Origin of the sequence: Ornithinimicrobium cryptoxanthini, assembly GCF_023923205.1 — a bacterium.
GTDB classification, from domain to species: Bacteria; Actinomycetota; Actinomycetes; order Actinomycetales; family Dermatophilaceae; genus Ornithinicoccus; species Ornithinicoccus cryptoxanthini.
The window spans coordinates 1,396,999-1,411,405 of the sequence record NZ_CP099490.1 but is presented as its reverse complement, the minus strand read 5'-3'; the positions used below and the strand labels follow the sequence as shown (position 1 = coordinate 1,411,405).

Genomic DNA, 14,407 nt, shown 5'->3' with positions numbered 1-14,407 from the left:
GAGCCTCAGTGGCGCCGAACCTCACCGGTGGTCGTCGGACGCGCCTTCGAGCGGCTCGACAGTCGTGTCGTATGCCGCGTGCTCACCGGGGTCCTGCTGCTCCCCCTCCACGGTCGCCGCGTCGGTGACGCTCTCGCCTGTGACGCTCTCGTCGGTCGCGTTGGCGTCGTCCTGCTCCGCAGCCGCCTTCGCCTCACCGCGCGCCTTGATCTGCTCACCGACGGACTCGACCTGGCTGCGCACGGACTGCACGCCTTCCTCGATCTGCGTGCGGGCCGTCTCGACCCGCTCGTCGACCTGGCGGCGGACCTGCCCGACCTGCACCCTGGTCTGGTCGACGGCCTTGTCGACCGCCACGCGAGCTCCCTCGACCGCGGCCTTGGCCCGCGCCGCGATCCGCTCCTTGACCGACGCGGCATAGTCGTCGACATACTCCTGGCCGGAGAGCTGCATCAGCTCATACATGATCTCGTCGGTGATCGAGCGCAGGACCGTGCGGTCCTCCTCCATGCCCTCATAGCGTGAGAAGTCCAGCGGCTTGCCGAACCGGATGCCAACCTGACCCCGCTTGACGTTGGGGATGACCTGACCGGTCGGCTGCGCCTTGTCGGTGTTGATCATCGCGACGGGCACGACCGGCACCTTGGCCTCCAGCGCCATCCGCGCGACGCCGGTCTTGCCCTTGTAGAGCTTGCCGTCCGGGCTGCGCGTGCCCTCGGGGTAGATGCCGAACAGCTCGCCGCGGTCCAGCACCCGCAGGCCGGAGTTGAGCGCCGCCATACTGGCCTCTCCACCGGAGCGGTCGATCGGGATCTGGCCCATGCCCTTGAAGAACGTCTTGGTCAGCCACCCTTTGATCCCGGTGCCGGTGAAGTACTCCATCTTGGCCGGGAAGGTCATCCGCCGGTCCACGACGAGCGGCAGGAAGACCGAGTCGGAGAAGCTCAGGTGGTTGCTGGCGAAGATCGCGCCTCCGTGCTCGGGCACGTGCTCCTCGCCCTCGACCCAGGGCTTGAACAGGGTCCGGACCACCGGGCCGATCAGGACGTTCTTCATCAACCAATAGAGCACCAGGACCTCCATCACCGGTTCAGGACATATTAGGGGGCATCCCCGGCGGACACGGCGCACCGCTTCCGCAGTCTGTCATGACAAGATCGAGGTGTGCAGATTCTTGAGGGCGCCGAGCCGTTCCACTCGCCCGGGTCGGGCCAGCGGGCCGACACCGCGGTGCTGGTGATGCACGGCATGACCTCCTCGCCCCAGATGGTGCGGCCGGTCGCGGATCGGATCGCCGAGCAGGGGTATGCCGTGTCAGCTCCCCTGCTCCCGGGGCACGGCACGACCTGGCAGGAGATGTCCCGCACAAGGTATGCCGACTGGCTGGCCGCCGTGGTTGCCGCCCTGGAGGAGCTGCGTGCCAGCCACCGCACGGTGGTCGCCTTCGGGGTGAGCATGGGCGCGTCGCTGGTCACCGACGTCGCAGCCAGGCGCCCCGAGCTGATCGACGGCCTGGTGCTGGTCAACCCGGCCTTCGCCGCCGACGACTGGCGCTTGAAGGTGATCCCGCTGGTCAAGCATGTCGTGCCGGCGATCCAGGGCATCGGGGACGACATCCGGCGGGAGGGTCCGCCTCGTGAGATGGCCTACGCGCTGACGCCGTTGAAGGCGTTCGACTCCTTCGTCGAGCAGTGGCCGCGGCTGGTGCGGGAGCTGCCCGAGATCCGTCAGCCCGTCATGCTGGTGCGGTCCCGGCACGACAGTGTGGTGCCCGCGGTCTCCTGTGACGTGTTCCTCGCCGAGGTCGGCAGCGACGACGTCACGGTCACCTGGCTCGAGGAGTCGGCACACGTGGCGCCGCTGGACCATGACGCCGAGCAGCTGATCGAGGGCACACTGGAGTTCGTGAACAGGGTGAGTGGTCATGGCACCTGAGGGATCCGGGCGCGGCGAGCGACCCGAGGATGACATCGACGCCCGCTTCGAGGAGATCGTGTCCGGCCTGCGGGCCGAGCAGGCCGAGTCGGTCGCACGACGCCGCGAGGCCATCCGCCGGGCGCAGCTGCAGCGCCGCCACCAGGAGCGCCAGGAGAACCGTCCGCTCGAGGGCTTCGACGACCCGAACCCCTGGCCGCCCTCCCGTCGGGGTGTCACCCCACCGGGAGCCAACCCACTCCGACCGGATGTCAACCCGCCGCTGAGGAACTTCACCCCACCACCGGACGCACCCCGTGGTGCCGCCCCACCCCCGGCGGACCCGCCGCGTGGTGCCACGCCGCCGCCACCCGGTCCACCGGACGACGACCTCGGGAGCGGTCCGCCGCAGGAGGCCTGGCGCGGCTGGGACGAGTCGGACGAGGAGGAGCACTTCATCCCGCCGACCCCGTCCCTGCCCGCCGGTGACCTGCACCTGTGGTCCATCGTCGCCGGCCTCCTCGGAGGTCCGCTGATCCTCATCCTCAGCGAGGTCTTCCGCGTCCTGCGCGCCGACTGGTGGACCCCCGTGGGCCTGGTCGTGTCTGTCGTAGGCGTGGTGCTGCTGGTGCTGCGGCTGCCCAAGAACCGCGACTACACCGACTCCTCCGGCGGCGCCAGAGTCTGAGCGCCAGGGAGGCAGAGGTCAGCCGACCAGCTCCGCCGCCCGGCCTTTGGCGATCGCCTGCCACCCGCTCGATCCTGGAGCACCCCAGGTGGCATAGTCGGCCTCATGCCGTGGTCGCCCGATGACATCGAGAGTCCCGGCGACCGACGCCTCGACTCCTTCCGGGAGCGGGCGGGGGTGCTCCTCGATCACCAGGGTGAGAAGGTCGCCGACCTCTTCCTGTGCGTCGAGCAGTCCTGGTCGCGGGTCTCAGGACATCTGTGGTGGTCCAGGTGGACCGGCCCGCAGGAGGTCGTGCACGCCTACCTCCTGCATGATGGTGCTGTCACCGACTGGCTGATCTCCGGGGACGACCTGGATCGGGCCGTGGACGACTGGACCGGCGGCGACTTCACGCACGGCGGCACCAGGCATCGCGTGGTGTGGCAGGACGACGAGGACTCTGAGCGCGTGCGGCAGCAGGTCTTCGGGCTCGGCGGAGGGCGCGGGGAGGGAACGAGCACCTCACCATCATGATGGAGGAACCATTCCCTGCTGCGGGTGTGAGATCCGCGTTCGCGAAGCTCGTTCCCGCGGCGCTCGTTCTGCAAGCCGCATGACCGCAGGCATGACCTGACTCCATCGGCTCAGCGTGCCCGTCCTGGGCGCAGCGCCCTCCGCGCTATCCACAAACGGACTGCGTGCCCGGCCATTGCGTGGGGTTCGTTCCCTCAGGAGGACTGAGTCCCACGCGATGCCGGGAGGTGAGGCGCGGGAGGTGGCCGTGATGTGTGCGTGCCCGGCCATTGCGTGAGGTTCGTTCCCTCAGGAGGACTGAGTCCCACGCGATGCCGGGAGGTGAGGCGCGGGAGGTGGCCGTGATGTGTGCGTGCCCGGCCATTGCGTGGGGTTCGTTCCCTCAGGAGGACTGAATCCCACGCGATGCCGGGAGAGTGCGGGCGATGAAGGTGGCCGTGAGGCGCGGGAGGTGGCCGTAAGGCGCGATGCTCTGATAGTGCTGAGGACGGAGGTGCGAGCGACGCAGGTCCGTTTCTGTCCACCTGTCCCCGCGGTCAGTGAGCAGTCTCAGCAGCCTCGTCGCCGGCTGGCGGGGTGGCGAACTTCAGGCCGACGGCACAGCCGATGATCCCTGCCAGGAAAAGCACCTTCAGCGGGGTCAGCGCCTCCTGGCCAGTGGTGGCCGCCCAGATCACGGTGAGGACGGCACCCAGACCGGTCCACACGGCATACGCCGTGCCGGTGGGGATCGTCTTCATCGCCCAGCCGAGCCCGACCAGACTGACGATCGAGAAGATCACGAAGACCACCGTGGGGCCGACGCGGGTCAGGCCTTCGGACTGACCCAGCGCGCTTGCCCAGACGGCCTCGAAGACGGCGCTGACCAGCAGCACTGCCCAAGGCATGTCAGGACACCACCTTCAGGCCGACAACGCAGCTGACGATCCCGAGAAGCAGCAGCATGCGCACCAGGGTCACCGGTTCGGTGCCGCGCAGCATCGCCCACAGCACGGTGAGGCTGGCGCCGGTGGCGGTCCAGACGGCATAGGCCGTGCCCGTGGGGATGGTCTGCATCGCGATCGCGAGCCCCCACACTGAGATCACCATGGCGACGAGGAAGACGATGCTGGGGCGCAGCCGGCGCAGCCCGTAGGAGGCGCCGAGCGCCGTCGCCCAGACGGCCTCGAGGACGCCTGAGCCGATCAGGATGACCCAGTCCATGACGGTTCACTTCTCCCTGGCGGACGAGACGGACAGAGCTGGCCAGTCTTGTCATCACCGGGTACTGAACCGTCGTCCGGGGTGCCGGGCACCACTGCCAAGGGTAACAACCCTGCTCAGTGACGTGGGCCCTCAGCGACGTCGGATTCTGCGACGTGGGCTTCAGTGACGTGAACCTCGGAAGCCAGCCCTGACCTCATCGTCCTCCTGGGGAGTGCCGCTGGCGACCTGGAGGTCGAGCCAGACCGGCAGGTGGTCACTGGCGGCCGAGACCAGCGCCCGCTCCAACGGCACGTCCGCGTGGGGCAGCACCGTCAGGTCCTGGCTGGCGAAGATCGCGTCGATCCAGGACTTCGGGCCAGCTGCGGGGAAGGTCGGCCGGTCCGGTGTCACCAGCGGCAGTCGCTCCCCCAGCACCTGCCAGGCCGGCCCGTAAGAGCTCTCGTTGAGGTCACCACCGACGACGAACGGCCCGTCCGCCAGCGTCGGTGCCGCGGCCAGTTCGTCCAGGATCTGTCTCGCGTGCGCGAGGCGCTCGTCCGCCAGCAGCGACAGGTGCAGCGACACCACGGTGATGTCCTGCCCGCCTGGCACACGCACCTGCGCCGCGGTGTAGCTGCGCGGGTTGGCCCGCGGCGCCACCGGCAGCTTGCGGTCGATGGAGTCCGTGGCGATCACCCGCCTGCTCGTCATCATCCCGGTGCCGGACAGGCGCCGCGTGCGCCCCGACCACACCATGCCGGTGCGCCGCGCGAAGTGGGCGATCCGGGCGCCCGACAGCGGATGCCGCGGGATCTCCTGGAGCAGCAGCACGTCAGGGTCGAGGCGACGCACCACCTCGGCAGCGGCGGCCGCGTCATCCTTCAGCCCGCGCAGGTTGTAGCTCGCCACCCGGATGCGGGAGGTCATCCGCCCGCCTGCCTCCGGGCCTGGTCTGCGGCCCCGACCATGCCTGCGGCGGGGCCGAGCTCTGCGGCCAGGATCGGCGCGACAGGGCGGTGTCCGCGCCCGGCCAGGCGGCGGGCAAACATCTCGCGGGCCGGCTCGAGCAACAGGTCACCGGCCTCGCTGACGCCTCCGCCGACCACGATCCGCCCCGGGTCCAGCGCGGCGGCCAGGTTGGCCAGGCCGAGCCCGAGCCAGCGGCCCACGTCCCCGATCAGCTCCAGGGCCGCCACGTCCCCGGTGCGTGCCGCCTGCGTGACGTGGTGCCCCTCGACCCGGGCCGGGTCACCGTCGCAGTAGGCCGCCAGCCCGGCGGCATACGGGCTGTCCTGCTCGAGCATCCCCCGGGCCTCGCGCTGCATCGCCCGCCCGGAGGAGTACTGCTCCCAGCAGCCTCGGTTGCCGCACTCGCAGCGCACACCGTCCGGCACGACCTGCATGTGGCCGAACTCCCCCGCCAGCCCCCAGCGACCGCGTTCCACCCGGCCGTCCAGCACCAGTGCCCCGCCGATGCCGGTGCCGAGGGTGACCAGGAGCATCCGTGACTCGCCACGACCGGCGCCGAACCGGAACTCGGCCCAGGCCGCCGCGTTGGCGTCGTTGTCGAGGGTGACCCGCAGCCCCAGGCGCTCCGCGAGCCGGTCCCTGATCGGTTCGTGACGCCACGCCAGGTGTGGGGCAAAGACCACGGTGCTCCGGTCGGCCGAGACGAAACCGGCGGCTCCTAGCCCGACGCCTGCCACCTCCCGGGTGGGCAGGTGTGTGGCCGCGAACCCCACCACCTCGTTCACGGCGTCGACGATGACGTCCTCGACGACGGTGGCCTCGGTCGTGCGCCCCGGCGTGTTCCGCCGCGCCGTCGAGAGCAGGACGCCCTGCGCATCGACCAGACCGGCGACCACCTTGGTGCCGCCCACGTCGACGCCGATCGCCAGCGCCCCGTCAGTCGGGTCGGTCACCGTGTCGCGTGGGTCGGGAGGGCTCGCTCGCACGGGAGTATGCCGTCAGGCGGGGGCCGGCGAGCCAGCGTCAGTGCGTCTGGCGTCGTCTGCCTCGGTGGCCCGCGCCGAGGCCAGCGCCCGGTCCGCGGGTGCGGTCCGGCGGCTGGCGAGGTCGGCCGCGCCGATCATGCCCGCGTCGTTGCCCAGCTCCGCCAGCACGATGTCGGCCTGCCTGCGGTGCCCGCGGCCGGTGAGCTGGCGCCCGAACGCGGCGCGCGCCGGCCCCACCAGGAGGTCTCCGGCGTCCGCGACACCGCCGCCGACCACGATGACCGCGGGGTCCAGGACGGCGACCAGGCTCGCGATGCCCTCACCGAGCCAGGTGCCGAGGTCGGCGAGCAGCTCGACGGCGGCAGGGTCACCGCCGGCCGCCGCCTGCGTCACCATCTCACCGGTCAGCTGCTCAGGTTCACCGCCGCACAGGTCGATCAGCGCGCCGGCGTGCGGGCTGCCCCCGCGCACCAGCTCACGTGCCTCGCGCACGAGCGCGGTCCCGGACGCATAGGCCTCTAGGCAACCCTTGTTGCCGCACCCGCAGCGGTAGCCGTCCGGCTGCACGCGCAGGTGTCCCACCTCGGCGGCCACGCCCTCGTGGCCCCGGAGCAGCTCGCCGTCGCTGACGATCCCGCCCCCGACGCCGGTGCCGACCGTGAGCAGCAGCATGTCGTCATCGTCGCGCGCGGGGCCGAAGCGGAACTCGCCCCAGGCCGCGGCATTGGCGTCGTTCTCCAGGATGATCGGCCTGCCGACCGTCTCCTCGAGCATCCGCTTCAGTGGTGCGTCGCGCCAGGCGATGTTGGGAGCGAAGAGCACCGTCGTGCCGCTCGCATCCACGAACCCCGCCACGGCCACGCCCACCGCACCGACCGTGCGGCCGTCGGCGTCAGCGGCCCGCAGGAGGTCGTGCACCAGGTCGGTGATGGTCGCGCTCATCGCGTCCACGTCCTGGGCCGGTGTCTCGCGGCGTGATCGGTGGTGGATCTGACCGTCCACGTCGACGGTCGCTCCGGCGATCTTCGTGCCGCCGACGTCGATCCCGATGTTTAGGCCCATCGTGGTGCGCCTTCCGAGTCGTCGCTCTGCTCGTCGTGCCGGCTGTGGCCCGGCACGTCGCGGCGCTCCTCAGAGTCCTCGCCCTGAGGAGGCGCCTCGTCCTGGGCTCCGGAGTCGGGTCCAGCCTCGTCGCGGCGCTGGGCCTCGCGTCGCGACTGGGCAAAGAGCGACAGGCTCTCGGCCGCCGCGCTGAGCAGGTGCGCGACCGAGTCGAGCGTGTCCGCACCAATGGGACCTACTGCCGCCTTGGCGCGGCACCACGGACAGCTACGGCACAGGTGCTCTGCCCCTGCACTCCCGTCGACGTCCTCGCCGAAACCCGGCCCCGGCCCTGTCCCGGCCGACCCCTCAGTGTCACTCTCCTGCTCATCCGCGCGATCGGCATACGCACCGGTGTCGGGGACGGCCGCCAACCAGCGCGCCGCCGCCTCGACCAGCTGCCTTGCCTCCTGCTCCACCGGCCCCGAGCCGGCAGGCTCAGCCATCCTTGACCACGCGCGCAGACAGCGACTTCAGCGCAGTGTCCACGATCATCTTCTCGGCCTTGCGCTTCATCACGCCGAGCATCGGGATCTTGACGTCGACGTGCAGCTGGTAGTGGACCTCGGTGCCCACCCCACCGGGTGCCTCCGCCAGGTCGACCGCATCAAGGGCATAGGTCCCGTTCATCGCCTTGAGCACCTCGGCGCGGACCAGTTCCCAGGACACCGAGCCCTCGCCGGTCTCCGTGATCTGCCAGTCATAGCCCAGCACATAGGTGTCCTTGATCAGACCGGCCTCCAGCTCGAACTCGACCTCGTGCGCCCAGCCGCCCTCGTCCTCGGACAGGATCGTCGCTGCCTTGAAGTCGGCCCACTGCGGGTAGTTCTCAAAGTCGGAGATCACCTCGATGACCTCGTGCGGCGCGGCGGGGATCACGATGCGGGACTCTGTGCGGTCTGCCATGCACGGAAGGCTATACCGACCGGGTGGCAGCAGGGCTATACAGTGAGAATCCATGGCCCCCGACCCGCGAGGAGTTCCTGTGCAGGAGTATGTGGTTCCACCCCTGGTCCCCCCGCGGGTGGAAGGCACCCTGGCTGACATCGTGCAGGGGTGGGCCGACCGCGAACCGCACCGTCCCCTGGTGTCCCGGCAGACAGATGGCGTATGGCGTGACGTCACCGCTGCGGAGTTCTCCCGTGAGGTGCGTGCCCTGGCCAAGGGCTTTGTCGCGGCCGGGATCCAGGTCGGGGACCGGGTCGGCATCATGAGCAGGACCCGCTATGAGTGGACCGTCGCCGACTTCGCGCTCTGGACCGCCGGCGCCGTGCCGGTGCCGATCTATGAGACCTCCTCGCCGCACCAGGCCACCTGGATCATCCAGGACACCGCCGCGGTCGCGATCCTGGTCGAGGCCGCGCGCCACAGCCAGCTCATCGCCGGGATCCGCGAGGAGGTGCCTGCGCTGCGCGACGTGTGGCAGATCGACGGCGGCGGCCTGGACGAGCTGGTCACCGCTGGGGCCGACGTCTCCGAGGACGAGCTGGACGGGCGGCGCGCCGACCTGAACCGCTCGGACCTTGCCACGATCATCTACACGTCGGGCACCACCGGACGACCCAAGGGTGCCGAGCTGACCCACGGCAACTTCCTCGACCTCTGCGAGAACGCCGAGGAGCGGTTCGAGGCCATCCTCCACAAGGAGGGCGCCAGCATCCTGCTGTTCCTGCCCCTCGCGCACGTCTTTGCCCGGTTGATCGAGGTGCTCGTCCTGCAGGCCGGCATGAAGCTGGCGCACTCCCCCGACGTGAAGCAGCTGATGGCTGACCTGGTGTCCTTCCAGCCGACGTTCCTGCTGGCCGTCCCACGAGTCTTCGAGAAGGTCTACAACGGTGCTGCGCAAAAGGCCATCGACGGCGGGCGCGGCGCGATCTTCCTGCGGGCTGCCGACGTCGCGCAGCGGTGGAGCAGGGCTCAGGACACCGGCGGGCCCTCGCTCCTGCTCAAGGTCCAGCACGCGTTGTTCGACAAGCTCGTCTACAGCAAGCTGCGCACCGCGATGGGCGGCCGGGTGGAGTATGCCGTCTCCGGTGGCGCCGCACTCGGCGAGCGGATGGGTCACTTCTTCCGTGGCATCGGGCTGATCGTCCTCGAGGGCTATGGCCTGACCGAGACCACCGCGCCGATCACGGTGAACACCCCCGAGCTGATCAAGATCGGCACCGTGGGTCCGCCGCTGCCCGGCGTGGGTGTCCGCATCAGCGACGGTGAGGTGCTGGTGCGCGGAGTCAACGTGTTCCGCGGCTATCACAACAACGTGGAGGCCACCGAGGAGGGGATGGCGGACGGCTGGTTCCGCACCGGTGACCTCGGTGAGCTGGACGTGGACGGCTTCCTGCGGATCACCGGTCGGGCCAAGGAGATCCTGGTGACCGCGGGCGGCAAGAACGTCTCTCCCGGGCCGTTGGAGGACCAGCTGCGCGCCACACCGTTGATCTCGCAGGCCCTCGTGGTCGGTGAGGCCAAGCCGTTCGTCGCCGCGCTGATCACGCTCGACCCCGAGGTGCTCCCCGGGTGGTTGGAGCGCCACGAGCTGACCGGTCTGGCGTTTGAGGAGCTTCGGGCGAACGACCTGTTGCGCGCTGCGGTCCAGAAGGCGATCGACAAGGCCAACGAGTCAGTCAGCCGGGCCGAGACGATCCGCACGTTCGAGATCCTCGAGCATGACTTCACCGAGGAGAACGGCTATCTCACGCCGTCGCTGAAGCTCAAGCGCAACCTGGTGACCAAGGACTTCGCCGCGGACATCGAGGGGCTCTACAGCTGACCCAGCCCTCGACGGAGGCGGCGCCATGGTCAGTGGAGCTCGGCCACCGTCGCCCTCACTCGGTGGCGACCATCGCGCGCAGCCACACCTGCCAGCCGCTGATCGCCTCCGCTTCCGAGACGCCGAGCACCGCGGGGATGGCGTCCTCGACGCGGGTGCCGCCTGCGACCTGCTCATAGAGCTCGAGGAGATCGCGCTCTGACCAGGCGTCCGCGACATAGAGGCAGGCCAGCCACGACATGGCATAGCTGCCCCAGGTGTTGGTCCTGGACCGCACCGGGCCCGCCTGGGAGGCCAGTGTCGGCCAGGTCGTCGGCAGTTCTCCCGCACGCACCCGATCGAGGGCCGAGCCCGCGATCGTGGCCGGAGCCAGGGCCGAGCTGCGGTGCGCGGTGTATTCCGCCAGGCCCTCCCCCAGCCACGGCGGCACCGGGCCGTCACCCTGCATGCTCAGGTGGGTGACCTCATGGGTCAGCACGGCCTGTCGCCCCTCGGCGGTCAACAGGTCCCAGGAGTCCGGGTGCACCACCACGTGTGCCTTAGCCATCGCGCCGACCGTCACCGCCGGGGCATCCCGACTCGAGGCGGCTCCGCCCGTGAGCTCCTCAAACTCTTCCGGGGTTGCGGGCAGCACCACGCTCACCGGCAGCTGCACCGAACCGTCGCCCCACAGGCCCTCTGTCTCAACCAGGGCAGTCTCAGACATCGCCTCATAGGCCTCGATCCGGTCTCGGTCAGCCGTCCCCGTCACGGCGACCTGCTGGCTCTGGCACCCGGTGAGCATCAGGGCGGCGACCATCGCGAGGATGGCGCGGCGCTGCGCTCCCGACATGCCTCCATCCTAGGGGAGCAGGTCAGCGGCCTGAGAGCCTCCGAGCTCGTGGCCGGCCAGCGAGCCAGCCCACAACCACTCGGCCGGGTCAGGCCACAGCCACTCGTCCGGGCGGTCCCACCGCCCCTCGGCCGAGCCAGCCCACAGCCACTCGTCCGGGCGGTCCCACCGCCCCTCGGCCGAGCCAGCCCACAGCCACTCGGCCGGGTCAGCCGACCGCCACCCACGGCAGCGTGCTCTGTACCCGCGCCTCGTGCGCCTCGACCCGGCTGATCAGCCCTGCGTGTGCAAACGCCTCGACAGCCTCCATCTCCTCGAAGTCCAACGGCAGCGACGCCGGGGACGCACCGTCGGCGTCGGCTGGCTCCGGCCGCCCGGCTGGCTTCGGCCGCCGGGTCGGTTCCTCCAACCAGGTCCGTCCCAGGAGCGGGACGATGCAGTCGCCGCAGTGCCGGCCACGAACCGGGCAGGTCTCGCAGTCAATCGTCATGCCCATTGCTCTCACCTCCATCTGTGCTTCCAACTGATGTGAAAACGCTAGAGGTGAGGTCTGACAGACCCCCCTGACACGCGTGTCTGGCACCGCCTGGTCCCCGGTCACCGCCGCACGAACCCCGGCGTGTCGCGGACTACAGCAGCCAGGCCACCGCGGCGCACAACAGCAGGATCGTGCCGGTTGTCAGACAGACGCGACCAGCGCTCGTGGCGGCCGACGCGTCGTCATCGCGGGCGGACGCCGACGCGGCCACCGCGGCGAGTGACACGGCCGCCCCCATCACCAGATAGAGCGGTGTGCCATAGAGCCACGAGTAGGGCGCGAAGTGAACCACCAGCACGAGCACCATCGCCAGCGGCACCGCGGTGTAGCGCTGCCGGACCACGAGATAGATCACGACCGGCAGCGCGAGCAGCTGCCCGCTCGAGAGCAGGATGGTCAGGCTCTGCATCCCGTCCAGCACCGGACGCGGCGGACCGGGCGTCAGCTCGGTCAGCAGCAGTGCCACCGGCAGGGCGACCATGCCCTGGAACAGGGTGCCGTAGGCCGCGACACGCGCGCTCGACCGCAGCCACAGCACCGCACAGACCAACCACGTCAGTCCGTATGCCGTGAGGAACCCCCACCCGTGACCTGTCGCCTCACCCAGCACCTCGACATACTCCGAGATGGTCATCGGTCCTCCCCTCGCCCCCAGGTGGTGCCTGCACGGCAGACCCTGTCATGGACGCGGGTGTGCGGCAACCGTCCCCGCGCGGGTGGTCGAGGGGGTGATCGGCTGCCGCACGGGGTGTCTGAGACCCACTGTCAGTGCTCAGTCGTACGTTCGTCTCATGCAGATGGTGCAGGAAACATTCGACGACCTTGGGGTCCACCTGTCGGATGTGACATTCGTGGTCGTGGACCTGGAGACGACGGGGGGCTCCCCCGCCGACTGCGGCATCACCGAGATCGGTGCCGTCAAGGTGCGCGGCGGTGAGGTGATCGGCGAGTTCCAGACCCTGGTGCGCCCCAGCGTGCCGATCCCGGCGTTCATCACGGTGCTGACCGGCATCTCCAACGCGATGGTGGCCGAGGCGCCACGGATCGACTCCGCCCTGCCCGCCTTCCTCGAGTTCGCCCGCGGCTCGGTCCTGGTCGCCCACAACGCCGGCTTCGACGTCAGCTTCCTCAAGGCGGCGGCCGCCAGCACCGGTCACGTCTGGCCCGGCTTTGCGGTGCTGGACACCGTCCGGCTGGCCCGCCAGCTCGTGCACCGCGACGAGACGCCCAACCACAAGCTGTCCAGCCTCGCGCGCCTGTTCGGCGCGACGACCACCCCCGACCACCGGGCACTGCACGACGCGCGGGCCACCGTCGACGTGCTTCATGGCCTGATCGAGCGGGTCGGCAACCTCGGTGTGCACACCCTGGAGGAGCTGCAGAGCTACACGAGCAGGGTGAGCACCGCCCAGCGTCGCAAGCGGTTCCTGGCCGACGAGATGCCGTCGGCGCCGGGGGTCTATGTCTTCAAGGACGGTCGCGGCGAGCCGCTCTATGTCGGGACAGCCGTCGACATCCGCCGGCGCACGCGCACCTATTTCACAGCGTCGGAGACCCGGCGACGCATGGCTGAGATGGTAGGCATCGCCGAGTCGATCACCCCGATCGTCTGCGCGACGCGGCTCGAGGCGCAGGTGCGTGAGCTGCGCCTCATCGCTGAATACAAGCCGCGTTACAACCGCCGCTCCCGACACCCGGAGAAGGCACTGTGGGTCAAGCTCACGGCCGAGCCGTTCCCGCGGTTGTCGATCGTGCGCCAGGTCCGCGGTGACGGGGCGCACTATGCCGGCCCGTTCGCCTCGCGCAAGACGGCCGAGGCCGCGGTCACGGCCGTCCACGAGGTGATCCCCCTGCGGCAGTGCACCCAGACACTGACGGAGCGGTCCCGCAAGAGCGCCTGTGTCCTGTTCGAGATCGGCAGGTGCGGCGCGCCGTGCATCGGCGAGCAGACGACGGAGGAGTATGCCGCGCTCGCCGGTCAGGCGGCCATGGCCCTGGTCGGCGACGGTCGGGACGTGCTGGCCGCGTTGCGGGGCAGGCTGGACTCTCTCGCCGCCCAGGAGCGCTTTGAGGACGCGACCACCCTGCGCGACCGGATGATCGCCCTGGTCCGGGCCAGCGCTCGGGCCCAGCGGCTGGCTCCCCTGTCGTCGGCGCCCGAGGTCGTCGCGGCGCGGCGCCGTGACGCGGGCGGCTGGGAGGTGGTGTGCGTGCGGTTCGGCCGGCTCGCGGGCAGCACGGTGACTCCGCGCGGCGCCGACCCGATGCCGTTCATCGATGCGGTCCGCGCCACCGCCGAGGTGGTGTCCGGCCCGACGGCACCCGCACCGGCCGCCCACCCGGAGGAGACCGAGCTGGTGCTGCGCTGGCTGGAGGCACCGGGCACCCGCCTGGTCACCATGGAGGGCGAGTGGACCTGTCCGGTCGGCGGGGCCGGTGCCGCCCGGGCTGAGCTCGAGCCGATGGCGCGCCAGTGGGGTGAGTTCGCCGAGCCCTGGGGCGAGACCCCAGCCGTCCGTCCGCTCGAGCGCCCGCCCGGGGCCCTGCGAGTGGGGCTGGCCTGAGTCTCACGCGGGGACCGTGCCCACTAGAGTGATGCCGTGATTTCCGCCATCGTGTTGATCAAGGTCGAGGTAGCCCACATCCCGGAGGCCGCCCAGGCCATCGCAGAGATCGAGGGCATCACCGAGGTGTACTCCGTCACCGGCAACGTCGACCTGATCGCAGTCGCGCGGGTCGCCAGGCACGAGGACTTCGCCGACGTGATCGCCGACCGGCTCAACAAGGTTCAGGGCGTGCAGGAGACCGAGACCCACATCGCCTTCCGCACCTATTCCGCGCAGGACCTCGAGGCGGCCTTCTCCATCGGCCTGGACGAGTAGGCCGGCCCACGCACACGTTCGTCCCC

17 protein-coding genes and 1 riboswitch are annotated in these 14,407 nt (G+C 70.2%); of the genes, 6 read left to right on the top strand and 11 right to left on the bottom strand.

The features are described 5' to 3' along the window. Window positions 1–21: 21 nt before the first annotated feature. Complete coding sequence (locus NF557_RS06580; RefSeq protein WP_306254966.1) at window positions 22–1,083, bottom strand: 1-acyl-sn-glycerol-3-phosphate acyltransferase; 1,062 nt, start codon at window positions 1,081–1,083, stop codon at window positions 22–24. A gap of 81 nt (window positions 1,084–1,164) precedes the next feature. On the opposite strand from NF557_RS06580, the gene NF557_RS06575 reads away from it, so the two are divergent. The 3 genes from NF557_RS06575 (at window position 1,165) to NF557_RS06565 (ending at window position 3,118) form a co-directional block, all read left to right on the top strand. After that, window positions 1,165–1,935: an alpha/beta hydrolase gene (locus tag NF557_RS06575; protein WP_252622829.1), complete on the top strand. Its 771-nt coding sequence runs from the start codon at window positions 1,165–1,167 to the stop codon at window positions 1,933–1,935. Next, window positions 1,925–2,602, top strand: a complete 678-nt coding sequence (locus NF557_RS06570) for a hypothetical protein (protein ID WP_252622827.1) — start codon at window positions 1,925–1,927, stop codon at window positions 2,600–2,602. The genes NF557_RS06575 and NF557_RS06570 overlap by 11 nt, the downstream gene beginning before the upstream one ends. 105 nt (window positions 2,603–2,707) lie before the next feature. Continuing rightward, window positions 2,708–3,118, top strand: coding sequence for a hypothetical protein (locus NF557_RS06565; RefSeq protein WP_252622825.1), 411 nt, complete (start codon window positions 2,708–2,710; stop codon window positions 3,116–3,118). A 536-nt stretch (window positions 3,119–3,654) separates the two neighbouring features. Here NF557_RS06565 and NF557_RS06560 read toward each other — a convergent pair. From NF557_RS06560 to NF557_RS06530, 7 genes are all read right to left on the bottom strand, one after another. Then, complete coding sequence (locus NF557_RS06560; protein ID WP_252622823.1) at window positions 3,655–4,005, bottom strand: DMT family transporter; 351 nt, start codon at window positions 4,003–4,005, stop codon at window positions 3,655–3,657. A 1-nt stretch (window position 4,006) separates the two neighbouring features. After that, a complete protein-coding gene (locus tag NF557_RS06555) occupies window positions 4,007–4,321 on the bottom strand; it encodes a DMT family transporter (RefSeq protein ID WP_252622821.1) in 315 nt (104 codons plus the stop codon). A gap of 37 nt (window positions 4,322–4,358) precedes the next feature. Then, window positions 4,359–4,419: riboswitch (guanidine-III (ykkC-III) riboswitch) on the bottom strand. Between the two features lie 64 nt (window positions 4,420–4,483). After that, window positions 4,484–5,230 carry an endonuclease/exonuclease/phosphatase family protein gene (locus tag NF557_RS06550; protein WP_252622819.1) on the bottom strand — a complete coding sequence of 249 codons (747 nt, stop codon included), beginning with the start codon at window positions 5,228–5,230 and terminating at the stop codon, window positions 4,484–4,486. Next, complete coding sequence (locus NF557_RS06545; RefSeq protein WP_252622817.1) at window positions 5,227–6,225, bottom strand: ROK family glucokinase; 999 nt, start codon at window positions 6,223–6,225, stop codon at window positions 5,227–5,229. Before NF557_RS06545 ends, NF557_RS06550 begins: the two co-directional genes overlap by 4 nt. 45 nt (window positions 6,226–6,270) lie before the next feature. After that, window positions 6,271–7,320, bottom strand: coding sequence for an ROK family glucokinase (locus tag NF557_RS06540; RefSeq protein ID WP_252622815.1), 1,050 nt, complete (start codon window positions 7,318–7,320; stop codon window positions 6,271–6,273). After that, window positions 7,311–7,805, bottom strand: coding sequence for a hypothetical protein (locus NF557_RS06535; RefSeq protein ID WP_252622813.1), 495 nt, complete (start codon window positions 7,803–7,805; stop codon window positions 7,311–7,313). Before NF557_RS06535 ends, NF557_RS06540 begins: the two co-directional genes overlap by 10 nt. Beyond that, window positions 7,798–8,265: an SRPBCC family protein gene (locus NF557_RS06530; RefSeq protein WP_252622811.1), complete on the bottom strand. Its 468-nt coding sequence runs from the start codon at window positions 8,263–8,265 to the stop codon at window positions 7,798–7,800. The genes NF557_RS06535 and NF557_RS06530 overlap by 8 nt, the downstream gene beginning before the upstream one ends. A gap of 52 nt (window positions 8,266–8,317) precedes the next feature. Here NF557_RS06530 and NF557_RS06525 point away from each other — a divergent pair, with 52 nt between their 5' ends. Next, window positions 8,318–10,129, top strand: a complete 1,812-nt coding sequence (locus tag NF557_RS06525) for an AMP-dependent synthetase/ligase (RefSeq protein ID WP_252622809.1) — start codon at window positions 8,318–8,320, stop codon at window positions 10,127–10,129. Between the two features lie 55 nt (window positions 10,130–10,184). Here the strand turns inward: NF557_RS06525 and NF557_RS06520 are convergent, their stop codons facing one another. From NF557_RS06520 to NF557_RS06510, 3 genes are all read right to left on the bottom strand, one after another. Next, window positions 10,185–10,961 (bottom strand): hypothetical protein, encoded by a 777-nt coding sequence (locus NF557_RS06520; protein ID WP_252622802.1) that lies wholly within the window; start codon window positions 10,959–10,961, stop codon window positions 10,185–10,187. Window positions 10,962–11,169: 208 nt separating this feature from the next. Then, the gene (locus tag NF557_RS06515) at window positions 11,170–11,451 is read right to left on the bottom strand and encodes a hypothetical protein (RefSeq protein WP_252622800.1); all 282 of its coding nucleotides are present in this window, start codon (window positions 11,449–11,451) and stop codon (window positions 11,170–11,172) included. Window positions 11,452–11,590: 139 nt separating this feature from the next. Beyond that, window positions 11,591–12,133, bottom strand: coding sequence for a DUF7010 family protein (locus NF557_RS06510; protein ID WP_252622798.1), 543 nt, complete (start codon window positions 12,131–12,133; stop codon window positions 11,591–11,593). Window positions 12,134–12,290: 157 nt separating this feature from the next. Between NF557_RS06510 and NF557_RS06505 the strand changes: the two genes are divergently transcribed. Together NF557_RS06505 and NF557_RS06500 are read left to right on the top strand one after the other, a co-directional pair. Next, the gene (locus NF557_RS06505) at window positions 12,291–14,063 is read left to right on the top strand and encodes a DEDD exonuclease domain-containing protein (protein ID WP_252622797.1); all 1,773 of its coding nucleotides are present in this window, start codon (window positions 12,291–12,293) and stop codon (window positions 14,061–14,063) included. A gap of 36 nt (window positions 14,064–14,099) precedes the next feature. Then, window positions 14,100–14,381: an Lrp/AsnC family transcriptional regulator gene (locus tag NF557_RS06500; RefSeq protein WP_252622790.1), complete on the top strand. Its 282-nt coding sequence runs from the start codon at window positions 14,100–14,102 to the stop codon at window positions 14,379–14,381. The last annotated feature ends 26 nt before the right edge of the window (window positions 14,382–14,407 follow it).

Bases quoted from the DNA above. Each gene is read 5' to 3' on its own strand.
- NF557_RS06560 (WP_252622823.1), bottom strand. From the start codon at position 4,005: ATGCCTTGGGCAGTGCTGCTGGTCAGCGCCGTCTTCGAGGCCGTCTGG.
- NF557_RS06570 (WP_252622827.1), top strand. From the start codon at position 1,925: ATGGCACCTGAGGGATCCGGGCGCGGCGAGCGACCCGAGGATGACATC.
- NF557_RS06530 (WP_252622811.1), bottom strand. From the start codon at position 8,265: ATGGCAGACCGCACAGAGTCCCGCATCGTGATCCCCGCCGCGCCGCAC.
- NF557_RS06510 (WP_252622798.1), bottom strand. From the start codon at position 12,133: ATGACCATCTCGGAGTATGTCGAGGTGCTGGGTGAGGCGACAGGTCAC.
- NF557_RS06520 (WP_252622802.1), bottom strand. From the start codon at position 10,961: ATGTCGGGAGCGCAGCGCCGCGCCATCCTCGCGATGGTCGCCGCCCTG.
- NF557_RS06580 (WP_306254966.1), bottom strand. From the start codon at position 1,083: ATGGAGGTCCTGGTGCTCTATTGGTTGATGAAGAACGTCCTGATCGGC.
- NF557_RS06540 (WP_252622815.1), bottom strand. From the start codon at position 7,320: ATGGGCCTAAACATCGGGATCGACGTCGGCGGCACGAAGATCGCCGGA.
- NF557_RS06565 (WP_252622825.1), top strand. From the start codon at position 2,708: ATGCCGTGGTCGCCCGATGACATCGAGAGTCCCGGCGACCGACGCCTC.
- NF557_RS06555 (WP_252622821.1), bottom strand. From the start codon at position 4,321: ATGGACTGGGTCATCCTGATCGGCTCAGGCGTCCTCGAGGCCGTCTGG.
- NF557_RS06505 (WP_252622797.1), top strand. From the start codon at position 12,291: ATGCAGATGGTGCAGGAAACATTCGACGACCTTGGGGTCCACCTGTCG.
- NF557_RS06515 (WP_252622800.1), bottom strand. From the start codon at position 11,451: ATGACGATTGACTGCGAGACCTGCCCGGTTCGTGGCCGGCACTGCGGC.
- NF557_RS06535 (WP_252622813.1), bottom strand. From the start codon at position 7,805: ATGGCTGAGCCTGCCGGCTCGGGGCCGGTGGAGCAGGAGGCAAGGCAG.
- NF557_RS06550 (WP_252622819.1), bottom strand. From the start codon at position 5,230: ATGACCTCCCGCATCCGGGTGGCGAGCTACAACCTGCGCGGGCTGAAG.
- NF557_RS06525 (WP_252622809.1), top strand. From the start codon at position 8,318: ATGGCCCCCGACCCGCGAGGAGTTCCTGTGCAGGAGTATGTGGTTCCA.